Below are 17,858 nucleotides of genomic sequence, written 5' to 3'. Positions count from 1 at the left end.
GCCTTTCATTACCCTACAAATTTTTGTCTACCACTCATCTGTTCCCTCTCCTGTGGGAGAGGGTTAGGGAGAGGGTAAAACTTTCAATGCACCACGATTTTTCCCTCTCCCCAGCCCTCTCCCAAAGGAGAGGGAGTGAGATTGCTGTATCTCAACGATTTCAGGCAATATTTTATTTTTGTAGGGTAGTGAAAGGCAGCCTGAAAAAAAGCCCCAAATTATATCATTTACCACGCGTTTTCCGTGCAGCTTTCGCTTTTGGCTCGGCGGATTTTTCAGGCTGCGTGTCGGCAGATTTCAGTTTAATTTTGACTGATTTTTTCGGTTTTGCCGATTTTGCTGATTTTTTCGCGGCTTTGGGCGAGTCATGATTGGCGGATTTGCTGGCTTTTTTGGTTTTGCGTTTTGCTTTTTCATCAGCCGCCGCCAATAAAGCCGCCGCCTCATCTAAAATAGAAGTCTGCACATCAGCCGATTTGCCTGATTTTTTGGCGGATTTTTTGCGAACCGATTTTTCAGGCTGCCCCACTTTTTCCGCCGCCGATGGCGCGGCTAAATGTGTGGCTTTGGTGGACTTTTTTGCATTTTTCTTCGGATTTTTCGTTTCAGGCTGCCTGAAATCCGCAGAATGGGCTTTTTTACGCGATTTCTCGCCGCCCGACACCAGCACCAAATCAATTTTGCTGGTTTCCAAATCCGCCCGCGCCACTTTCACGCGCACACGGTCGCCCATGCCAAAACGCACGCCGCTACGCTCGCCCACCATCGCCAGCAAATCCGCCCGATAATTGAAATAATCCTCGCCCAATTCGCTGACATGAACCATGCCTTCAATATGAATATCGTCCAGCGTAACAAATACGCCAAAATTGGCTAAATGCGTGATTTTGCCATCAAAAACTTCGCCCACTTTATCGCGCATAAAATAGGTTTTCAGCCAGCTTTCCACATCGCGGCTCGCGTCATCGGCGCGGCGTTCGCAAAACGAACAATGCACGCCCAATTCTTGCCAACTGCCCACCTCGTATTTTTGTTGCGCCAAAACCGCTTTAATCGCCCGATGTACCACCAAATCAGGATAACGGCGAATCGGCGATGTAAAATGCGCGTAATGTTCATAAGCCAAACCAAAATGTCCTTCATTTTCAGGTTTATACATCGCTTGCTGCATGGAGCGCAACAACATGGTTTGCAACAATTCACGGTCGGGGCGGTCGGCAATTTTTTCCGCCAATTCGCCATAATGTTTCGGTTTCGGGTCATCGCCGCCACCCAAACTCAAGCCCAGCAACGCCAATTGTTCGCGCAAAGTCGCCAATTTTTCGGGCGTGGGACCTGCGTGGTTGCGATACAAAGCCATGTGTTTATTTTTTAACAAAAATTCAGCCGCGCACACATTCGCCGCGAGCATACATTCTTCAATCAATTTATGCGCGTCATTGCGGTGGACGGGTTCAATGCGTTCAATTTTGCCGTTGTCGTCAAAAATCATTTGGGTTTCAACGGTTTCAAATTCCATTGCGCCGCGTTGTTGGCGTTTTTGCTGCAAAATTTGGAAGATTTTGTACAACGTTTTCAGGCTGCCTGAAAAGTTTTCGGGGATATTTTCGGGATTTTTGTCCAGCCAATCCCAAACTTGATTGTAGGTTAAACGCGCCGCCGATTTCATCACCGCAGGGTAAAATTCATACGATTTCACATTGCCCGCGTACGTAATCGTCATGTCGCAAACCATGCACAGCCGCTCCACATCAGGGTTGAGCGAGCAAATGCCATTGGACAAATTTTCAGGCAGCATGGGAATCACGCGGCGTGGGAAATACACGCTGGTCGCCCGTTCACGCGCGTCAATATCAATCAAATCATCGGGTTGCACATAATGGCTCACATCGGCAATCGCCACAATCAGGCGGTAATTGCGCCCGATTTTTTCCGCGTACACCGCGTCATCAAAATCGCGTGAACTTTCGCCGTCAATCGTAACCAAAGGCAAATCGCGCAAATCCACGCGGTTTTTCAAATCGGTTTTGCGCACGGTTTTGGGGATTTTGGCGGCGGCTTTCAGGCAGCCTGCACGAAATTCGTGCGGCAAACGGTGTTTGCGGACGGCGATTTCAATTTCCATGCCACTATCGGCATAATCGCCTAAAATTTCAACGATTTTTGCCACCGCAGGGCGATGGTTTTCGGGGTAACTTTCAATCTCTGCCACCACCACTTGTCCCGATTGGGGCGTGAATTGTGCCACGCTGTCGGGTTCTAAAATAATGTTTTGATGTAAACGCTTGTCTTCAGGTTCTAATACCGCCACGCCGCGTTCCAAATAAAAACGCCCGACCACGCTGGTTTGCGCTCGCTCCACAATATCCAGCACCTGACCTTCGCGGCGACCGCGTCTGTCCAAACCAAGCGGGCGCACGGTAACGATGTCGCCGTGCATGACACCGCGCATTTGGCGTTCATACAGTACCAAATCGCCGTCCGCATTGGGCGTGAGCGGCACGGCAAAACCAAAGCCGTCTTTGTGCGCTTCCACGCGGCATTTCACAATGTCCAATTTTTCCGCCACGCACACCAAATTGCGGCGATTGATGAGAATTTGCCCATCACGCGCCATTGCTTTTAAGCGGCGTTCAAAAAATTCGTATTCTTCGTCCAAAATAGACAATTTTTCTGCCAGCGCAGGGATTTTTTGCGGCACGCCCACATCTTCCAATAATTGGATAATCCACTCACGGCTGGGCAAGGGGTGGTTATTATATTTATCGCGTTCACGCTGTAAATAGGGGTCTTTTTCACGCAAATTCATTGCTTTACTATTTTTCTGTTTTTTCATAATTGACAATTCTCCTGTATCATTTATAATCGCGACTTCTTTAGTTGGCACACTTTAACCCAATTAAGCAATAAAAGCAAAGCCCAGATGGCGGAATTGGTAGACGCGCTAGTTTCAGGTACTAGTGTCCGTAAGGACGTGGAAGTTCGAGTCTTCTTCTGGGCACCACATTCACAACCCGATTGTTACCCAACAGTCGGGTTTTTCACATTCTTCTTTCAGGCAGCCTGAAAACATAACTTATTGAAAATATGGAAACTAAACTTATCCTTGCCCCCATGCAAGGTCTTTGTGATGACGTGATGCGCGACCTACTCACGCGTATCGGCGGTTTTGACGAATGCGTGAGCGAATTTGTCCGCATTACCCACACCGTGCATTCGCGCTCAACGTGGTTGCGCCATGTGCCTGAAATCGCTACACATAATCGTACTTTTGCTGGCACGCCGTGTACCGTACAAATTCTTGGCAGCGACGCAAATATGATGGCAATCAATGCTTTAGAAGCTGTGCGTTTTGGCGCGAATAAAATTGACGTGAATTTTGGTTGCCCCGCCCCCACCGTCAATAAACACAAAGGCGGCGCGATTTTATTACAAGAGCCTGATTTGGTTTACCAAATTGTCAAAACCCTACGCGACAGGCTGCCTGAACACATTCCACTCACCGCCAAAATGCGTTTAGGCTATGAAAACAAAGATTTGGCTTTGGAAAATGCACAGGCAATCGCGGCAGGCGGCGCAGCAGTTTTGACCGTCCATGCGCGTACCAAAGTGGAAGGCTACGAGCCGCCCGCGCATTGGGCGTGGGTGCGAAAAATTCAGCAAGTTATTGATATTCCTGTGGTTGCCAATGGCGATGTATTTACATTAGACGATTTTATTGGCATTCGGCGCGAAAGTGGCTGTGAACACATTATGCTGGGACGCGGCGCGGTAATGCGCCCCGATTTGGCGCGACAAATTCGTCAATTTGAACGCGGCGAAACGATTCAAATCGCTGAATTTAATCATGAAATCATGAATTGGATACGCCTGTTTTTTGATTTGTGCATGGCAAAAGAATCCAATAATAAATACCCTGTAGCGCGGCTGAAACAATGGTTGGGCATGATGAAAAAAGTTTACCCAGAAGCCACTCAACTATTTGATAAAATTAGGATTTTGAAAGAATCGGAACAAGTCCACACGGTTTTACAGGATTTTCAGGCTGCCTGAAAATGGCATTGCGGTTATAATCACGTTTTCCCCTTTATTTTTTTAGGATAATTCCATGAGCATTCAAGAGCAAATTAAGGAAGTGGTTACCACCCATCGTGTTGTTTTATTTATGAAAGGCACGAAACAATTTCCACAATGCGGCTTTTCAGCGCGCGCGGTGCAAATTTTGCAAGCGGCTGGTTGCGAAGATTTTGTAACCGTTAATGTTTTGGAAAATGATGAAGTGCGTCAAGGCATTAAAGAATATGCGAATTGGCCAACCATTCCGCAATTGTATGTGAATGGCGAATTCATCGGCGGTTCAGACATTATGATGGAGATGTTTGAAGCGGGCGAATTGGCAGAAGTTTTGAAAGCATAATTTAATTTAATCAAAATATTAGGCAGCCTGAAAATGATTTCAGGCTGCCTAATTTAAAAAGTCATCCCCCAATCATGTTCAGCAAATCCGAATTGCGCCGCCAATTGCGCCGCGCCCGCCAGCAAATCCCGCGCGAAACCCGACAACGTGCCGAACTCGCCACCAGTCGCGCACTCAAACCTTTGATTAAACGCGGTAAAAAAATTGCAGTCTATGCACCCATCGGCAGCGAAATGCGGCTAGACCATTTTATCCGCACCGCACAAAAACGCGGCGCACACATTTACCTGCCCTACATCACGCCGAAAAATTTGCGCCTGTGGTTCACGCCTATTGATGGCAAATTGGAACGTACACGCGGTGCAGGCAGCCTGAATATTCCACAATATTCGGGCAAAAAAATCCGCGCACACCACCTGAATGTGATGATTTTGCCTGTGGTCGGCGTGGACAAACGCGCCTATCGTTTGGGGCAAGGCGGCGGCTTTTATGACACGACTTTGGCGGCAAATTATTCTGTTTTGCAGCCGCGCAAAGTGGCGGTCGGTTTTGCTTGCCAACTGGTTGATGAGTTGCCCAGCGAAACGCATGATTGCCAAGTAGATGATTTTGCGTGTGAATTAGGTATTCTCTCATTCAAAAAATAAGAAATAAGGCAGCCTGAAATATGCAGGCTGCCTTGTTTTTTAAATTAAATGATGGGCTTATTGATTGTCGTCATTGCTCATCAATAAATATTGAATGCGAATAAACTCGTCCAAAATTGCTTGTTGAATCGCCAAACGCTTATTTAGCGGTGAAGCAAAACGCACCACCAAGCAATACATGCTTGTGTCGCGTGGCATACGTGTGATGGTGGGTTCTGCTGTGGGAGTAACGAACATTTTTTGTGTTTTAACTTCTTCAAAATACTGTGCAATATCCAATACATAACGCGCACAATAATCACGCAATACCCATTCCAAACGTGGCACAATCGTGTCCGAATCCAAACGAATCGGCACGGGAATTTCAAACGTATGCACCACATAATTACCCATCACATTATCACGCGAGAGCGGCGCATTCAACAATAAACTGTTGGGAAAGGAAACCGTTTTCCCTGATAAATCAGTTAATTGTGAACTCGTACCCGTTTGAATCACCAGCGTGTTAAACATATTAATGTCCACCACACGCCCGCGAATATTGGCAATTTCCACATAATCGCCGATGGAATATTGGTTGGTAATCATGCGCATCATGCTGCCGAGTAAGCACATAATCAATTCTTTGGTTGCCAACACAGTCGCCGCCGCCAACGCCACCATAGACAAGGCAAAATGTTGAATTTGCGTTGCCCACACCGCCGTCAGCGCAATCAGACCAACCAGCAAAGCCAAATTACGGCTCACCACCATCGCACGGCGTTTAAATTCCAACTCCATATCGGGATTGCGATAAAAATAAAACCGCAACCACAACCAGCGCAGCAAAATAATGCTGGGAATAACAACAACCGTTTGAATAATTTCCCTATTTATATTCAATTGGTTAATAAAATCTGGCATTTGTATCATGTCAATAAAAACCTTATTTCTTCCATTTATTTTACATTTTCAGGCTGCCTGAAATACCGCAGATTTTATCGCATTTATGTTAAAATCGGGCATTAATTAATACATAAATCCAAACTTTACCATAATAAGCGAGAAACATTATGCAAGAGCAATTCATTTATTTCCTAAATAATTGGCAAACTTATCTGCCCATTATCCGAGAAAACAGCGCAATCATTGTCGCTATTATACTCTTTTTCATGATTTGGGCGTTAAAATCTCAAATTAAGCGGCAAAATCGTCGTTTTTTGCGTGAACTGAAACAAGAGTTCAGCAAGCAAATGCAAACGACTCAAAAAACCGAAAATGTGTCTGCCAATTATGTCAAAGCCAATTTAATTGAACAAAAAATCTTGGTACATCAAGATATTGTGAATTTAAAAGCCGAGCGCATGGTGGAACAACAAAGTTTGGGCGAAGGCGGTTTGTCTGCCAAACGCTATTATTATTATTTCAAAGAATTCAAAGACATCGTGGTAAACAATCGCTTTTATTTGGCGCAAGAGACCGAGTTTGTGTTCAGTCAAATCATGCAAGACCATGCCGCTTCTTTATTAAAATTGAAGCACTTGGAACATGAATTTGCCGAACTTGCCAACGAAGCCCCCACCGACCGCTACGCATTGGAGCAATTGATTGAACAGGAAACCATTGTTTTAGAATCATTTTATCAAGAAAGCCGCGTCGAAATGGAACGCTTCTTGGAAATGATAGACAACGATGTGTTGGCATTACGCGCCGAAATTGACGGCTAATATTTTCAGGCTGCCTAATTATTTTATTGACATAAACAGGCAGCCTGAAAAATAACGATTTTTCATTAGCCATTTCGTATTAAAAATGGTGCAGAAAAAGCACAATAGCCAGAATTAAATGTTTTAAAAAGTGGAAAATATTGTTAGAATGCCACTTTCCCCTTTGATTAACCACAAACGAAAGTAGATAATCATGAAAAATGTAAAAGTTATTTCTATGATTGTGGCGTTGGGTGCAGCATTTGCTTCATTTAGCGCAAAAGCCGATATGGTAACAGACGCACATGGCAACGTGGGCTACGATACGGCTGCAGAATGTGATGCAGCCGTAGCAAGCGGTACTGCACGTTTTTACACGCCATTTACCAACAAAGCACCTTTGAAACGCAAAGGCGAAGCCAAAGTGCAAACTGCTAGCTTGAAAGATTTGGGCGAACAATATGCGCGTGGTGCGTGTGATGTGGGTGTGGGGCGTCGCATGGGTCGTGAAGGTGTTTCTACTGCATTGCAAGGCAAATTTATTCCCTTTAGCCCTGATATGCCTGTAAACGTGTACACCGACAAAGCAGGTAATGCTGTGCGTGTAACCATGGCGCAATGCGACAACTGGTTCTCTGGCAGCGCACCACGTCCAGTAGCTGTTGTACCTACTGCTTCTGCACCAGTAACACAACCATCTGAACCTGTAGTAGATGTTACCCCAGCCGTAGTTCCTGCTGCCGCAGCCGCATTTGCTGCTAAACCTTATGTGTTTGGTACAATTGGTGCGTTGGATATGGAAACTGATGCGGTTTATGGTTCAACTTCACCAAGAAGTGTTAGTGGTATTCCAGTAAGTGCGAAAGGTGTAGCAAAAGATAACCGTGATACACGCTTTGCTGGTCAAGTAGGTTTTGGTGTTCAATTCAATAAATTGTTGGGTGCAGAGTTGTTCTACACAGGTTCTGCTAACCACAAATTAGATATGACAGTTATTCCAGAAGTACCATCAACTGTTACTTTGCCTACAGGTGTTACTGTAGATAACCAAAAATATACCACCAAAACCGAACAACATATTTATGGTACACGTTTGACTTTGGGGCATAATTTTACTGATGCATTCCGCGTGTTTGCTAAAGGTGGTGTAGCTGGCACAACCACGAAAATTAAAGAAGTTTCTGGTGGTGATGGTGGTGCAATTGCTTCTGCTATGACACCTATTTTGCAAAACTGGTTGGAAGGCAAAAAAGGTACTTACGCACGCGGTACGGCTGGTTTGGGTGCTACTTACAATGTAACCGACAAATTGGCAATTCGTGGCGATTACGACCACTTCTTCAAGAAAAAATACAAAGGCTTTACCAATAAAGGTCAAAACTACGTTGGTGTCGGCGTACAATACAATTTCCGTTAATTAACTGATAATTAACCGATTTTGTCATACAGGCAGCCTGAAATCTTTTTCAGGCTGCCTTCAATTTACCCACTCACATCTTGCCAACTCAACCCAAATTTCGCCAAATATTTCCGCAATCTATCGCTGTCATTCGGGTGGTCTTTCGCCAAACGTGACACATTGAACAAGGCTCGCCCTGCCGAAGCCAAATTTTTATGCTGACGACACACCGCAATCACATTTTCCAATTGCATTTTGTCAAATTCATCTAATTTTGCCAAATCCAATTTTTCAGGTAGCCTGAAAGCATTTTGTGCCAATAAATCATCGTCTTGCCACAAATATTTCAAACGCTCAATTTCTGCTTGCACCAATGCCAAATCAATTCGCCCTTCTGTCGCCAAAGTCGCCAAACGCATAATACTCGCCGCCAAATCCCGAAAATTACCGCGCCAAAGTGCTTGTTCAGAAAGCGCAAAATCCAAATACGCCGCCTGCGCTTCCCGATTAAAGCGCGTGGCTCGCCCCAATTCCTGCGAAGCCAACGCCAATTGATGCGCCATATTCGGTTCAATGTCCTCGCGCCGTTCCGCCAAACTCGGCAATTCATAATGCCACACATTAATCCGCGCAAACAAATCTTCCCGAAACCGCCCCGCCCGTACTTCATGGCGCAAATCCCGATTCGTTCCCGCAATCAATTGAAACGAACTGGACGTTTCGCTGTCGCTGCCCACAGGATAAAACCGTTTTTCTTCAATGGCTTTGAGCAACATCGCCTGTTCGTCCAAACCCAATTCACCGATTTCGTCCAAAAACAACACGCCTTTGTCGGCGGTTTTCAGCCAGCCATCGCGTTTGTCCGCCGCGCCTGTGAACGCGCCTTTTTTGTGTCCAAACAAAGCCGAAGCCGCGCCATCACCACGCAAAACCGCGCAATTCACGTCCACAAAATTCCCTGAAATCAAATGCCTAGCCTTTTTCAGTTCGTAAATTCGTCGCGCCAACATGGATTTGCCCGCGCCAGTCGCACCGCTCAATAAAATAGGGGAGGGCGAATTTAAGGCGACCTGTTCAATTTCGGCAATCATTTTGTTAAAACGTTGATTTTTTGTGGAAATACCGCTTTTTAAATACAAAAGCGCATTGTCGCGCACCGCCGCCAAACGTTGCGCCAACACATCGTAACGCGCCAAATCCAAATCAATGATTTCAATAGAACCGACATCGCCCGTCATCATGTTTTTGTTTTGATTTTTCGGTGGCGACGTTTGCAATAAAACAGACGGAATTTGCCGACTTTCCACCAACAAAAACAAGCAAATTTGCGCCACATGCGTGCCTGTCGTGATGTGGGTTAAATAATTTTCATTATATAAATCAAAATGATATTGTGAAACCCAATCATGCAAAACCGTATAAACTTCACTAAAATCCCAAGGATTGGCTAATTCCAAAGGCACAAAATTCACTTCCGTATCAGGCGAAACTTGCTGAATATCCGCCTTAACCTGATTCGCCAAACCCAAAAATTTTTCCTGTATAAACAATTCCATACGATGAATTTGGAAATCATCGCGCTGATTCATGGCGATATTCGGTCGCCATTTGCGCCAACGTCCATCGCCACGACTTTGCGCCGCGTCCAAAACCGTTCCCAAAAAACTGATGACCACATTTTTTTTATCCATTTAGCTATTTTTCCTATTTTATTTTATAGATTTTCTATGATAACGCAAAATCGTTCAGGCTGCTTGAAAATTTTTATTTTATTAAAAATCAATATATTGAAAACATTTCAGGCAGCCTGAAAAAACTTTGGCACGCACTTTGCATTATCTCAATCAACGCAACACACAAATGCCGAAGGAATTACAGCCTACGATGCTCGTGGTCGCGGGTTCGAGTCCCGCCTCTGTCGCCAGCTATGGCAGAGTAGCTCAGAAGGTTAGAGCGCGAAACATTTCTTCAATTCTTGTTGTGGGTTGCGCCCCAGTTTTGGGGCAAGGCGAATGCCGCAGAAATTACAGCCACCCCCGAAGATGTGGGTTCAAATCCTGCTTTCGCGCCAAATACTTATCGCGAAGTAGTTTAATTGGCAAAACATCGGGTTGAATTTCTGCAAACTTGGTCGCCACGCCCCACCCTTTTCGGGCGAATGCTTGTCGGTTTACAGGTAGAGCAGCAACGCAAGTTGTGTGTCTTGGGTTCAAATCCCAATGCCGTTTTGGTATAGCTCAGTTTTTTAACCGATACATTTTGTCGCCCACTTTTTCAGGCAGCCTGCCAATGAGATTTTCAGGCAAATCTTGACAGGCTTTTGATTAACAAGGATAATTCAGTTTGTGGCGAATGCGTGTAAGATTACATTTTAATTGGAGAAATCATCTTACACATTTTGGTCGCCACCCCTTTTACGGGCGAATGCCAACAGGATTACATCCCAAATCGTCATCTTGTTGCTAACCTAGTCGCCCACCCCCTTTTTTAAGGCTGCCTGAAAACCCTTGTTTCAGGCAGCCTTTTTATTGCACAAAGGAAAAACATCATGGCAAACAAAAACATATTCAACACCTTGTTTCATAAAAATAAAAACCAAGAAAACGCCACCCACACCCACAACCAAGCAGGCGGCATTGCCTACGCTTTCACGCCCGAACACGCATTGGCACAATTCGCCACAACTGGCTGTTTTAACAACACTTATTACGCCAACGCCGCCGAACAATTAGACCAAGTCCGCCAATTATGCGAACACGTTTCCCCAAAATTCATCGCCCAAACCGCCATTTACGCACGCGAAAAAGGCGCAATGAAAGACATGCCCGCGTTTTTATTGGCAATTTTGGCGCAAAAAGACGTGGCATTGTGCGCCCAAATTTTTGAGCGCGTGATTGACAACGGCAAAATGTTGCGTAACTTCGTGCAAATATTGCGAAGTGGCGCGACTGGACACAAATCGCTGGGCACGCGCCCCAAAAAAATGGTGCAAAATTGGCTGCTCCATGCCGATGAAAAACAATTGCTTAACGCGGCAATTGGCAACGCGCCATCGTTGGCGGACGTAGTCAAAATGGTGCACCCCAAACCGCGTGAAGCGTGGCAAGCGGCTTGGTTTGCGTGGTTGATTGGGCGTGAATACCGTTTTGAAGATTTACCACCGATTACGCAATCTTTTGAATTATATAAACAAAATCGCACAGGAAAATTGCCCGATGTGCCATTTCAAATGCTCACGTCTTTGGATTTGGACACGGGCGCGTGGACGCAAATCGCGCTGAATGGTTCATGGCAACAAGTTCGCCAAAATTTGAATACATTTCAAAGACATGGTGTGTTTGATAAAAACAAAAACACCCACGCCATTGCAAAAAAAATTGCGGATAAACAACTGGTTAAAAAATCGCGTGTTTTACCGTATCAGTTGCTGACTGCATTTCAGGCAGCCTGCAATTTGCCCAGCGACATCAGCAACGCTTTGCAAGACGCAATGGAACACGCGGTGGAAAATGTACCTGTTTTTAAAGGAAATATTGTGGTTTGCCCCGATGTATCGGGTTCCATGCAAAGCCCTGCAACGGGCTATCGTGGCAGCGCGACCAGCAAAACGCGCTGCATAGACGTAGCGGCTTTGGTATCGGCAGCCGTGTTGCGCCAAAATCCGAAAGCACGCATTTTACCCTTTGAAAACATCGTGGTAGGCGTGAAAATCAATCCACGCGACAGCATCATGACCAACGCAGAAAAATTGGCAAAAATCGGTGGTGGCGGCACGACTTGCAGCGCACCGCTCGCCAAATTGAACGCGGAAAAAGCCGATGTGGATTTGCTGATTATGGTGTCCGACAACGAAAGTTGGGCAGACCGCGAACAGCATTTTGGCAGCCAAACTTCCCTGAAAAAAGAATGGGATAAGTTAAAACAGCGTTGTCCAAACGCCAAATTGGTGTGCTTGGACATTCAGCCCAACGCGACCACGCAAGCGCAAAATCGGGACGATATTTTGAATATTGGCGGTTTCAGCGATTCGGTTTTTGGCGTGATGGGGGCGTTTGCAGAGCAAGATTTACATGGCGATATGTGGGTAAAGCAAATTCAAGCGATTGAATTGTAAAATTATTTTTATGGAAAAAATTTTCAGGCTGCCTGAAAAATAAATTAAATGATTAAGGATAAAAAATGAATCACTTTGATAACATTGGCTTTGTCAATCACAATGAAACCGAATTAAATCAAATTATTGAACAAACCTGCCAAAATTTAACGGCACAATATCCACATCAAAATGGTTGGTATGGCGTTCACAGCGACCCAAGTGGTGCTGAATTGTGGTTTGGCATTAATCATGAAAATGGTTTGGAAAACATTGAGTTGCATTTTAATGGTATATGCCAACAACAAATTGGCGTGAATGCTTTAATTCAATATGACGAACAAACGGGCGCAATTTATGGTTGGGCAAACGGCAAAAATTTTGAAAATGGCGAATGCGTTGATGGTGATATGCCGTTGGTATTTTGTGTTCCCGATTTTTTCAGGCTGCCTGAAAATTTGGTGCAAAGCAGTATTAGCGTACAATTATGTGCGTTTGCCGAAGATGTGAAAGTTTTTGAAAATCAAGAAGAATTTGATAAAAGCCAAGAAAATGAAGAAATGAAATGGGCAACGCAAGCATTCATTACATCAGGTATGTTTGTTGATGAAGGTGTGCCTTATCAGCCGTATGCAATATTGAATGGTATTATTCAATCATTTGAATTAAAAACAAATTTTTTCACAAAACAGGCATTTTATCATTGTACCATTCAAACTTTGGGCATGGAATTGGACGCGGTTTTCGCTGCGGAACATTTTTCCGATAAACCTTTGCAAAAAGGCAATATTGTTCAAGGTACTTATTATTTAAGCGGTAAAGTATTGCCCGATTTTCAGGCTGCCTGAAACCAAAAAGAAAGACAAAATCATGCAAAAATTCATACTCTTACGTGGACATCAAGGTTCAGGCAAATCCACCTTTGCCGCCGAAAAAATCGCGCAATTTCAACGCGATTATCCGCAAGCGATTATCCATCACATTGAAAACGATAAGGAATTAACCGATGAACAGGGCGTTTACCGTTGGTCGCCCGAAGCCGTTGAAAAAGCAATCCAAAAAGGCGCGGCGACTTTCAAAAACACGCTGAAATTCGGGCAACAACACCGCCATGCCGACATTTTAATCATCAATTCCAACACCAATCAAAAGGCGAATGCTTGCCGTGCGTTGCTGGATTTGGCGAAGAAAAACCATTTTGAAACAGAAGTTTACCGCTTGCACAATTTTTATCCCAATGCCCACAATGTGCCTGAACACGAAGTTTTGGCGGCATATCAGCGTTTGAATGAAAATCGTGTGAAAGGCGAAATTCATGTGCCAGCCGCTCGCCCCATTTCTGCCGCGCAACAGGCGATTTTGGACGAAATGGCGACTTTCCGCAGCCAGCCTTTGGATTTTGATGATGAGCAACAAACCTTTGTTACACAAAGGTATTTGCAAAATGGGCAACGCAATTTCACGGCAAAAACTTCACGCCTTTACCCCGAATTGCGCGTGTTGAAATACCGCCGTCAAGTGTTTTACGAAAACCGTTTTGATGATGCTTTGTTGGAAATGCGTGGCTTAATCATTGATAAATTTGGCAAAATCATTGTGCGTCCGTTTAAAAAAGTGTTCAATTATTCGGAACGTATGGCGCGTAACAGCAAATATCCCATTGAAATTGCAGATAATCATCGCGTGAATGCGGTGGTGAAAGTGAACGGTTTTTTGGGCTGCTGCACCCACGTCAGGCTGCCTGAAAACCACCCCAGTTTGGGTGCGGCGTTTGATGGCAAAACGCTGTTTTCCACCACAGGTTCGCTGGACAGCGATTTTGCCAAAATGACGCAAAATCATTGTATTCAATATGAAAATCTGTTTGTGGCATATCCCAATCACACGTTTTTGTTTGAAGTTTGCGACCCGAGCGATGTGCATATTATCCGCGAAGATTTTGGTGCAACGCTGATTGGCGCGATTGAAGTGGCAACAGGGCGACAATGGCGTGAGCGCGAACTGGACGATGTGGCGGCACGATTTGATATAAAACGCCCACAAACCATTGAAAATATTGAATTTGGCGAATTAAAATCGCTGCTGAAAACAGTGGAACACGAAGGCTTTATGGTGTTTGACGCGGCAACGGAAACGATGTTGTTTAAGCTGAAATCGCCGTATTATTTGGTGTCCAAGTTGTTTGGGCGCAGTTCTGAGACGAGTTTGGGACGCAAATTGGATAAGCGCAATTTGGACGAGGAATTTTATCCTTTGGCGGATTATATTGCTGAAAATAAAGCAATTTTCAATGAAATGACGGAGCTGGATAAAATTGCGTTTATTCAGGATTTTTTGAAAAATTCGGTTTGAATTTGTGTTTCAGGCTGCCTTACAGTATGCTTTGTCGGGCATAAATGCCCGACTACGAAAATGATTTTTTTCATGTGTACGGAGAGGCTGCCTGAAAAAATTTAATTTATTGAAAGATATAAAAAAATGGCAAAAATTTTCTTTACATCGGATTGGCATTTTTCGCACAAAAATATTGTGAAATTTTGCCCCACTTTTCGCCCAGCCACGCAAGATGTGGCGGAATTGGACGAATTTTTGATTGCGCGTTGGAACGAAACCGTGTCGCCAGAAGATGTGGTTTACAATTTGGGCGATGTGTCTTTCGCGCACGATTTCAAGCAGATAGAGCGCGTATTATCTCGTTTGAACGGCACGCACCACTTGATTTACGGCAACCATGACGGGCAAATCCGCCAGCACATTGACCGCCTGCTCAATCAAACGAAACATGACGGTTTGCCGATGTTGTCGTCCGCGCAAGATTATTTGCAATTAAGGCTGCCTGAAATCAATAATACTTTGATTTTATTTCATTATCCCATTTTGGAATGGAACGGCTGCCACAAGGGTTGGTATCATCTGCACGGACACATTCACGACCGTGTGGCGGCGTTGCGTGGGCGTGTGTTGAATGTGGGTTGGGATTTGCACGGTCGCTTTTTGACGGCGCAAGATGTGGACGATTTTCTGCAAAAATTGCCGATGACTTCGCATTTTGGCGACAAATCGGGAAATTTTCCTGTGGCAGATGTGGGGGATAATGAAATTTTATTGCGGCAAAAGTTGCGACAAAATAATCGCTGATTTATGATTCAGGCTGCCTGAAAAACGAGTAGCCGATTATGCCCCTGATTACCACCGACAGCATGCAATTTGAATTGGGTTCAGATGAAAATCTTTTGGACGCGCTGGAAAAAACAGGGCATGGGGTGGAATATCAATGCCGACAAGGGTATTGTGGTTCGTGCCGTGTGAAGTTGTTGGCTGGGCGTGTGTCTTATGCTCAAATGCCGATGGCGTTTGTGTTGCCCGATGAGATTTTGCCGTGTTGTTGTCGGGTGGAGAGCGATGTGAGAATAGGGTGTGCGTTCAGGCAGCCTGAACAGTTAGACGAATAAAAATACCGCAATAATTTGGATAAATTATTGCGGTATTGATTTTTTTAGTAGCGCATTACGCTGCTTTGACCTTCAATAATGCGTGGCGTGATGAAGAACAATACTTCATTACGGCTATGCGATTTATTGCTGGATTTAAACAAGTTGCCCAATACAGGAACATCACCCAATACAGGTACTTTCTTCGAATTGTTTACCACATTTTCTTGGTAGATACCGCCGACCACCAATGTGCCGCCATTTTCTACCATGGCTTGTGTTTTCACTTGTTTCACAGAAATTGCTGGTTCACCATCAGCATTACTATTTTTGGTGTCCACATCATCTTTGTTGATGGTTACATCCAAAATCACATTATTATCAGGCGTAATGCGTGGGGTAACATCTAATTGCAAGACAGCATCTTTAAATGCAGTTTCGTAAGCACCATCGGCAGCACGTGTTTGGTATGGAATTTGTGTACCTTGTTTGATTGTGGCTTGTTTACGGTCTTGCGTTAAAACGCGTGGCGTAGAAATGGTTTTGGAACGGTTAGCACTTTCCGCCGCCGATAATTCCAAACTCAATGCACTAGAGCCAATAGAGCGCACAATACCAATTGCGCTGGTTGCCGCAGCAAGTGGCAGGTTAATATTGGCTGTATTGTTAATGCTGCCAGATGTGGCACCCACACCAATATTACGGTTGTTTGTCGCACTTTCATAAGTGTTACCGATACCTGTGCGACCAGCGCGTGCATAGCCCATGCGTACACCTAAATCACGACCCAATGATACATCGGCTTCCACAATACGCGCTTCCACCATCACTTGGCGTGCAGGTACGTCCAATTCTTCAATCAAGCGTTGGAATTCTTGAATCACCTCAGCCACGTCTTTGACAATCAAAGTGTTGGTTGATGGGTCAGTCATTGCGTTACCACGATTACTTAAAATGCTGCGTGAACGACCGTCAGTGTTGCTTGCACCACTATTTTCAATGCGCAACACTTCTTTCAATTCTTCCACATTTTTATATTTCAATTGGAAGGTTTGCGAAATCAGAGGAACCAAGTCTTCTAATTTCTTTTTATTTTCAGCAATTTCCATCGTCTTCTTGTCAGCTTCAGCGCGGGTTTTGACGTTGATGATTCTGCCATTGGTTTCTTGCACCAAATCGCGTGAAGACAAAATCAAATCCAAAGCCTGATCCCAAGGTACATCTTTCAATGCCAAAGTCATTTTGCCTTGCACAGAATCGCTGGCAACAATATTCATGCCTGATTCTTTTGCCAAAATTTGCAGTACAGTACGCACCTCAATATCTTGGAAATCTAAAGAGACATTTTTACCACCAAAACTTTTTTGCTCTTTTTTCGGGTTGATGGCGGCTTTGACAGCTGCATCCACCGTGTTTACCGATGGTGTAATCGTTAATGTATAACGACCACCAGAACGAGGAGTTAATCTATGTGTCCAAGAACCTTGATTGCGCACGGTAATTTGGGTGTCATTGCCAATACGGCGAGCGGTAACGGTGCGTACAGGCGTGGAAAAATCGGTTACATCCAAATTTTTCGCATCTTGCGTAGAAATTTGATGATTTTTCAAGGTAATAACTACGCGGTCAGACTGCACTTTCACTTTAGGTTCAGAATCTGCGCCCGAACGGAAATCAACCACACCAGAGCGGTTTGCCCCTTTGCGGAAATCCAAGCCGAAATCGCCTATGTTGTAGTTATTGCTGGCTACGGGGGAAGTATTGTGAGCCGAAGCAGGTGCGCTGTTGCTGCTGCCTGATTCAGTCACATAAATCCATACTTCATTGCCTTTTACTTGGGTATTGTATTGGGCTTCCTTGGTCAGGCTTAACATCACACGTGCTTTGTTGTCTGCCTGCGCTACATTCACTTGATTCAACAAAGAATCGTTAAATGACAATGGACCTTGCGCAAATTGCACGCCTGTACCTGCAAAATCCAAAGCGATACGGGCAGGAGATGCTGTGGCAAAACCAGTTGGCTGTACCACATCGCGGTCAAATTTGATTTTAATCACGCGTTGCTGGTCAGGCATCACAGACACATTAATGTCGGTAATATTACCTGCATAGGCAGCCTGCGCAACCATGCTTAATGCCATTACTGGCAAAATTTTATGTAAAGTTGGTTTCATAAATATAACCTC

Annotated in this window: 15 protein-coding genes and 1 tRNA gene; 12 read left to right on the top strand and 4 right to left on the bottom strand. The window is 44.7% G+C overall.

Translation table 11 applies throughout. The annotated features are described in order from the left end of the window. Positions 1-223 precede the first annotated feature (223 nt). Entirely contained in the window at positions 224-2,836 is a 2,613-nt protein-coding gene (rnr, locus tag Q338_RS05180; RefSeq protein WP_034292721.1) for a ribonuclease R, read from the bottom strand. A gap of 81 nt (positions 2,837-2,917) precedes the next feature. Here rnr and Q338_RS05175 point away from each other — a divergent pair. The 4 genes from Q338_RS05175 to Q338_RS05160 all read left to right on the top strand — a co-directional run bounded on the left by Q338_RS05175 (position 2,918) and on the right by Q338_RS05160 (position 5,064). Then, positions 2,918-3,004: transfer RNA gene (locus Q338_RS05175), tRNA-Leu, on the top strand. 83 nt (positions 3,005-3,087) lie between these two features. After that, positions 3,088-4,053: a tRNA dihydrouridine synthase gene (locus Q338_RS05170; protein ID WP_034292719.1), complete on the top strand. Its 966-nt coding sequence runs from the start codon at positions 3,088-3,090 to the stop codon at positions 4,051-4,053. Positions 4,054-4,108: 55 nt separating this feature from the next. Then, the gene (gene grxD / locus Q338_RS05165; RefSeq protein WP_034292716.1) at positions 4,109-4,417 is read left to right on the top strand and encodes a Grx4 family monothiol glutaredoxin; all 309 of its coding nucleotides are present in this window, start codon (positions 4,109-4,111) and stop codon (positions 4,415-4,417) included. A 74-nt stretch (positions 4,418-4,491) separates the two neighbouring features. Then, positions 4,492-5,064, top strand: a complete 573-nt coding sequence (locus Q338_RS05160) for a 5-formyltetrahydrofolate cyclo-ligase (RefSeq protein ID WP_034292714.1) — start codon at positions 4,492-4,494, stop codon at positions 5,062-5,064. A gap of 57 nt (positions 5,065-5,121) precedes the next feature. Here Q338_RS05160 and Q338_RS05155 read toward each other — a convergent pair whose 3' ends face one another. Next, on the bottom strand, positions 5,122-5,976 hold the full coding sequence (locus tag Q338_RS05155; RefSeq protein WP_084693534.1) for a mechanosensitive ion channel domain-containing protein: 855 nt from the start codon (positions 5,974-5,976) through the stop codon (positions 5,122-5,124). 140 nt (positions 5,977-6,116) lie between these two features. On the opposite strand from Q338_RS05155, the gene Q338_RS05150 reads away from it, so the two are divergent. Beyond that, complete coding sequence (locus tag Q338_RS05150; protein WP_147293727.1) at positions 6,117-6,770, top strand: hypothetical protein; 654 nt, start codon at positions 6,117-6,119, stop codon at positions 6,768-6,770. Positions 6,771-6,963: 193 nt separating this feature from the next. Further along, positions 6,964-8,166, top strand: a complete 1,203-nt coding sequence (locus tag Q338_RS05145) for an outer membrane protein (RefSeq protein ID WP_034292707.1) — start codon at positions 6,964-6,966, stop codon at positions 8,164-8,166. Positions 8,167-8,231: 65 nt separating this feature from the next. Here the strand turns inward: Q338_RS05145 and rtcR are convergent, their stop codons facing one another. Continuing rightward, a complete protein-coding gene (gene rtcR / locus Q338_RS05140) occupies positions 8,232-9,839 on the bottom strand; it encodes an RNA repair transcriptional activator RtcR (RefSeq protein WP_034292705.1) in 1,608 nt (535 codons plus the stop codon). A gap of 404 nt (positions 9,840-10,243) precedes the next feature. On the opposite strand from rtcR, the gene Q338_RS14385 reads away from it, so the two are divergent. The 6 genes from Q338_RS14385 (at position 10,244) to yfaE (ending at position 15,693) form a co-directional block, all read left to right on the top strand. After that, the gene (locus Q338_RS14385; protein ID WP_156961036.1) at positions 10,244-10,384 is read left to right on the top strand and encodes a hypothetical protein; all 141 of its coding nucleotides are present in this window, start codon (positions 10,244-10,246) and stop codon (positions 10,382-10,384) included. Between the two features lie 312 nt (positions 10,385-10,696). Beyond that, the gene (locus Q338_RS05135) at positions 10,697-12,262 is read left to right on the top strand and encodes a TROVE domain-containing protein (RefSeq protein ID WP_034292702.1); all 1,566 of its coding nucleotides are present in this window, start codon (positions 10,697-10,699) and stop codon (positions 12,260-12,262) included. Positions 12,263-12,327: 65 nt separating this feature from the next. Then, positions 12,328-13,089: a hypothetical protein gene (locus Q338_RS05130; RefSeq protein ID WP_034292699.1), complete on the top strand. Its 762-nt coding sequence runs from the start codon at positions 12,328-12,330 to the stop codon at positions 13,087-13,089. Between the two features lie 22 nt (positions 13,090-13,111). Further along, a complete protein-coding gene (locus tag Q338_RS05125) occupies positions 13,112-14,593 on the top strand; it encodes an RNA ligase (protein WP_034292697.1) in 1,482 nt (493 codons plus the stop codon). Between the two features lie 126 nt (positions 14,594-14,719). Further along, positions 14,720-15,379 carry a phosphoesterase gene (locus tag Q338_RS05120; protein WP_034292695.1) on the top strand — a complete coding sequence of 220 codons (660 nt, stop codon included), beginning with the start codon at positions 14,720-14,722 and terminating at the stop codon, positions 15,377-15,379. A 38-nt stretch (positions 15,380-15,417) separates the two neighbouring features. Then, entirely contained in the window at positions 15,418-15,693 is a 276-nt protein-coding gene (yfaE, locus tag Q338_RS05115; protein WP_034292693.1) for a class I ribonucleotide reductase maintenance protein YfaE, read from the top strand. Between the two features lie 44 nt (positions 15,694-15,737). On the opposite strand, the gene pilQ is transcribed toward yfaE, so the two are convergent. Continuing rightward, positions 15,738-17,846 carry a type IV pilus secretin PilQ gene (gene pilQ, locus Q338_RS05110; RefSeq protein WP_034292690.1) on the bottom strand — a complete coding sequence of 703 codons (2,109 nt, stop codon included), beginning with the start codon at positions 17,844-17,846 and terminating at the stop codon, positions 15,738-15,740. Between the last annotated feature and the right edge of the window lie 12 nt (positions 17,847-17,858).

The organism is Alysiella crassa DSM 2578 (assembly GCF_000745955.1).
Classification (GTDB): domain Bacteria; phylum Pseudomonadota; class Gammaproteobacteria; order Burkholderiales; family Neisseriaceae; genus Simonsiella; species Simonsiella crassa.
Note: the sequence above shows the minus strand (reverse complement) of the source record. Positions and strands in the feature narration are given on the sequence as shown.

What these genes read in the sequence shown, in the direction of transcription:
- Q338_RS05145 (WP_034292707.1), top strand. Translation starts at nt 6,964, where the DNA reads ATGAAAAATGTAAAAGTTATTTCTATGATTGTGGCGTTGGGTGCAGCA.
- rnr (WP_034292721.1), bottom strand. Translation starts at nt 2,836, where the DNA reads ATGAAAAAACAGAAAAATAGTAAAGCAATGAATTTGCGTGAAAAAGAC.
- grxD (WP_034292716.1), top strand. Translation starts at nt 4,109, where the DNA reads ATGAGCATTCAAGAGCAAATTAAGGAAGTGGTTACCACCCATCGTGTT.
- Q338_RS05170 (WP_034292719.1), top strand. Translation starts at nt 3,088, where the DNA reads ATGGAAACTAAACTTATCCTTGCCCCCATGCAAGGTCTTTGTGATGAC.
- Q338_RS05135 (WP_034292702.1), top strand. Translation starts at nt 10,697, where the DNA reads ATGGCAAACAAAAACATATTCAACACCTTGTTTCATAAAAATAAAAAC.
- rtcR (WP_034292705.1), bottom strand. Translation starts at nt 9,839, where the DNA reads ATGGATAAAAAAAATGTGGTCATCAGTTTTTTGGGAACGGTTTTGGAC.
- yfaE (WP_034292693.1), top strand. Translation starts at nt 15,418, where the DNA reads ATGCCCCTGATTACCACCGACAGCATGCAATTTGAATTGGGTTCAGAT.
- Q338_RS05120 (WP_034292695.1), top strand. Translation starts at nt 14,720, where the DNA reads ATGGCAAAAATTTTCTTTACATCGGATTGGCATTTTTCGCACAAAAAT.
- Q338_RS05150 (WP_147293727.1), top strand. Translation starts at nt 6,117, where the DNA reads ATGCAAGAGCAATTCATTTATTTCCTAAATAATTGGCAAACTTATCTG.
- Q338_RS05130 (WP_034292699.1), top strand. Translation starts at nt 12,328, where the DNA reads ATGAATCACTTTGATAACATTGGCTTTGTCAATCACAATGAAACCGAA.
- Q338_RS05160 (WP_034292714.1), top strand. Translation starts at nt 4,492, where the DNA reads ATGTTCAGCAAATCCGAATTGCGCCGCCAATTGCGCCGCGCCCGCCAG.
- Q338_RS05155 (WP_084693534.1), bottom strand. Translation starts at nt 5,976, where the DNA reads ATGATACAAATGCCAGATTTTATTAACCAATTGAATATAAATAGGGAA.
- pilQ (WP_034292690.1), bottom strand. Translation starts at nt 17,846, where the DNA reads ATGAAACCAACTTTACATAAAATTTTGCCAGTAATGGCATTAAGCATG.
- Q338_RS05125 (WP_034292697.1), top strand. Translation starts at nt 13,112, where the DNA reads ATGCAAAAATTCATACTCTTACGTGGACATCAAGGTTCAGGCAAATCC.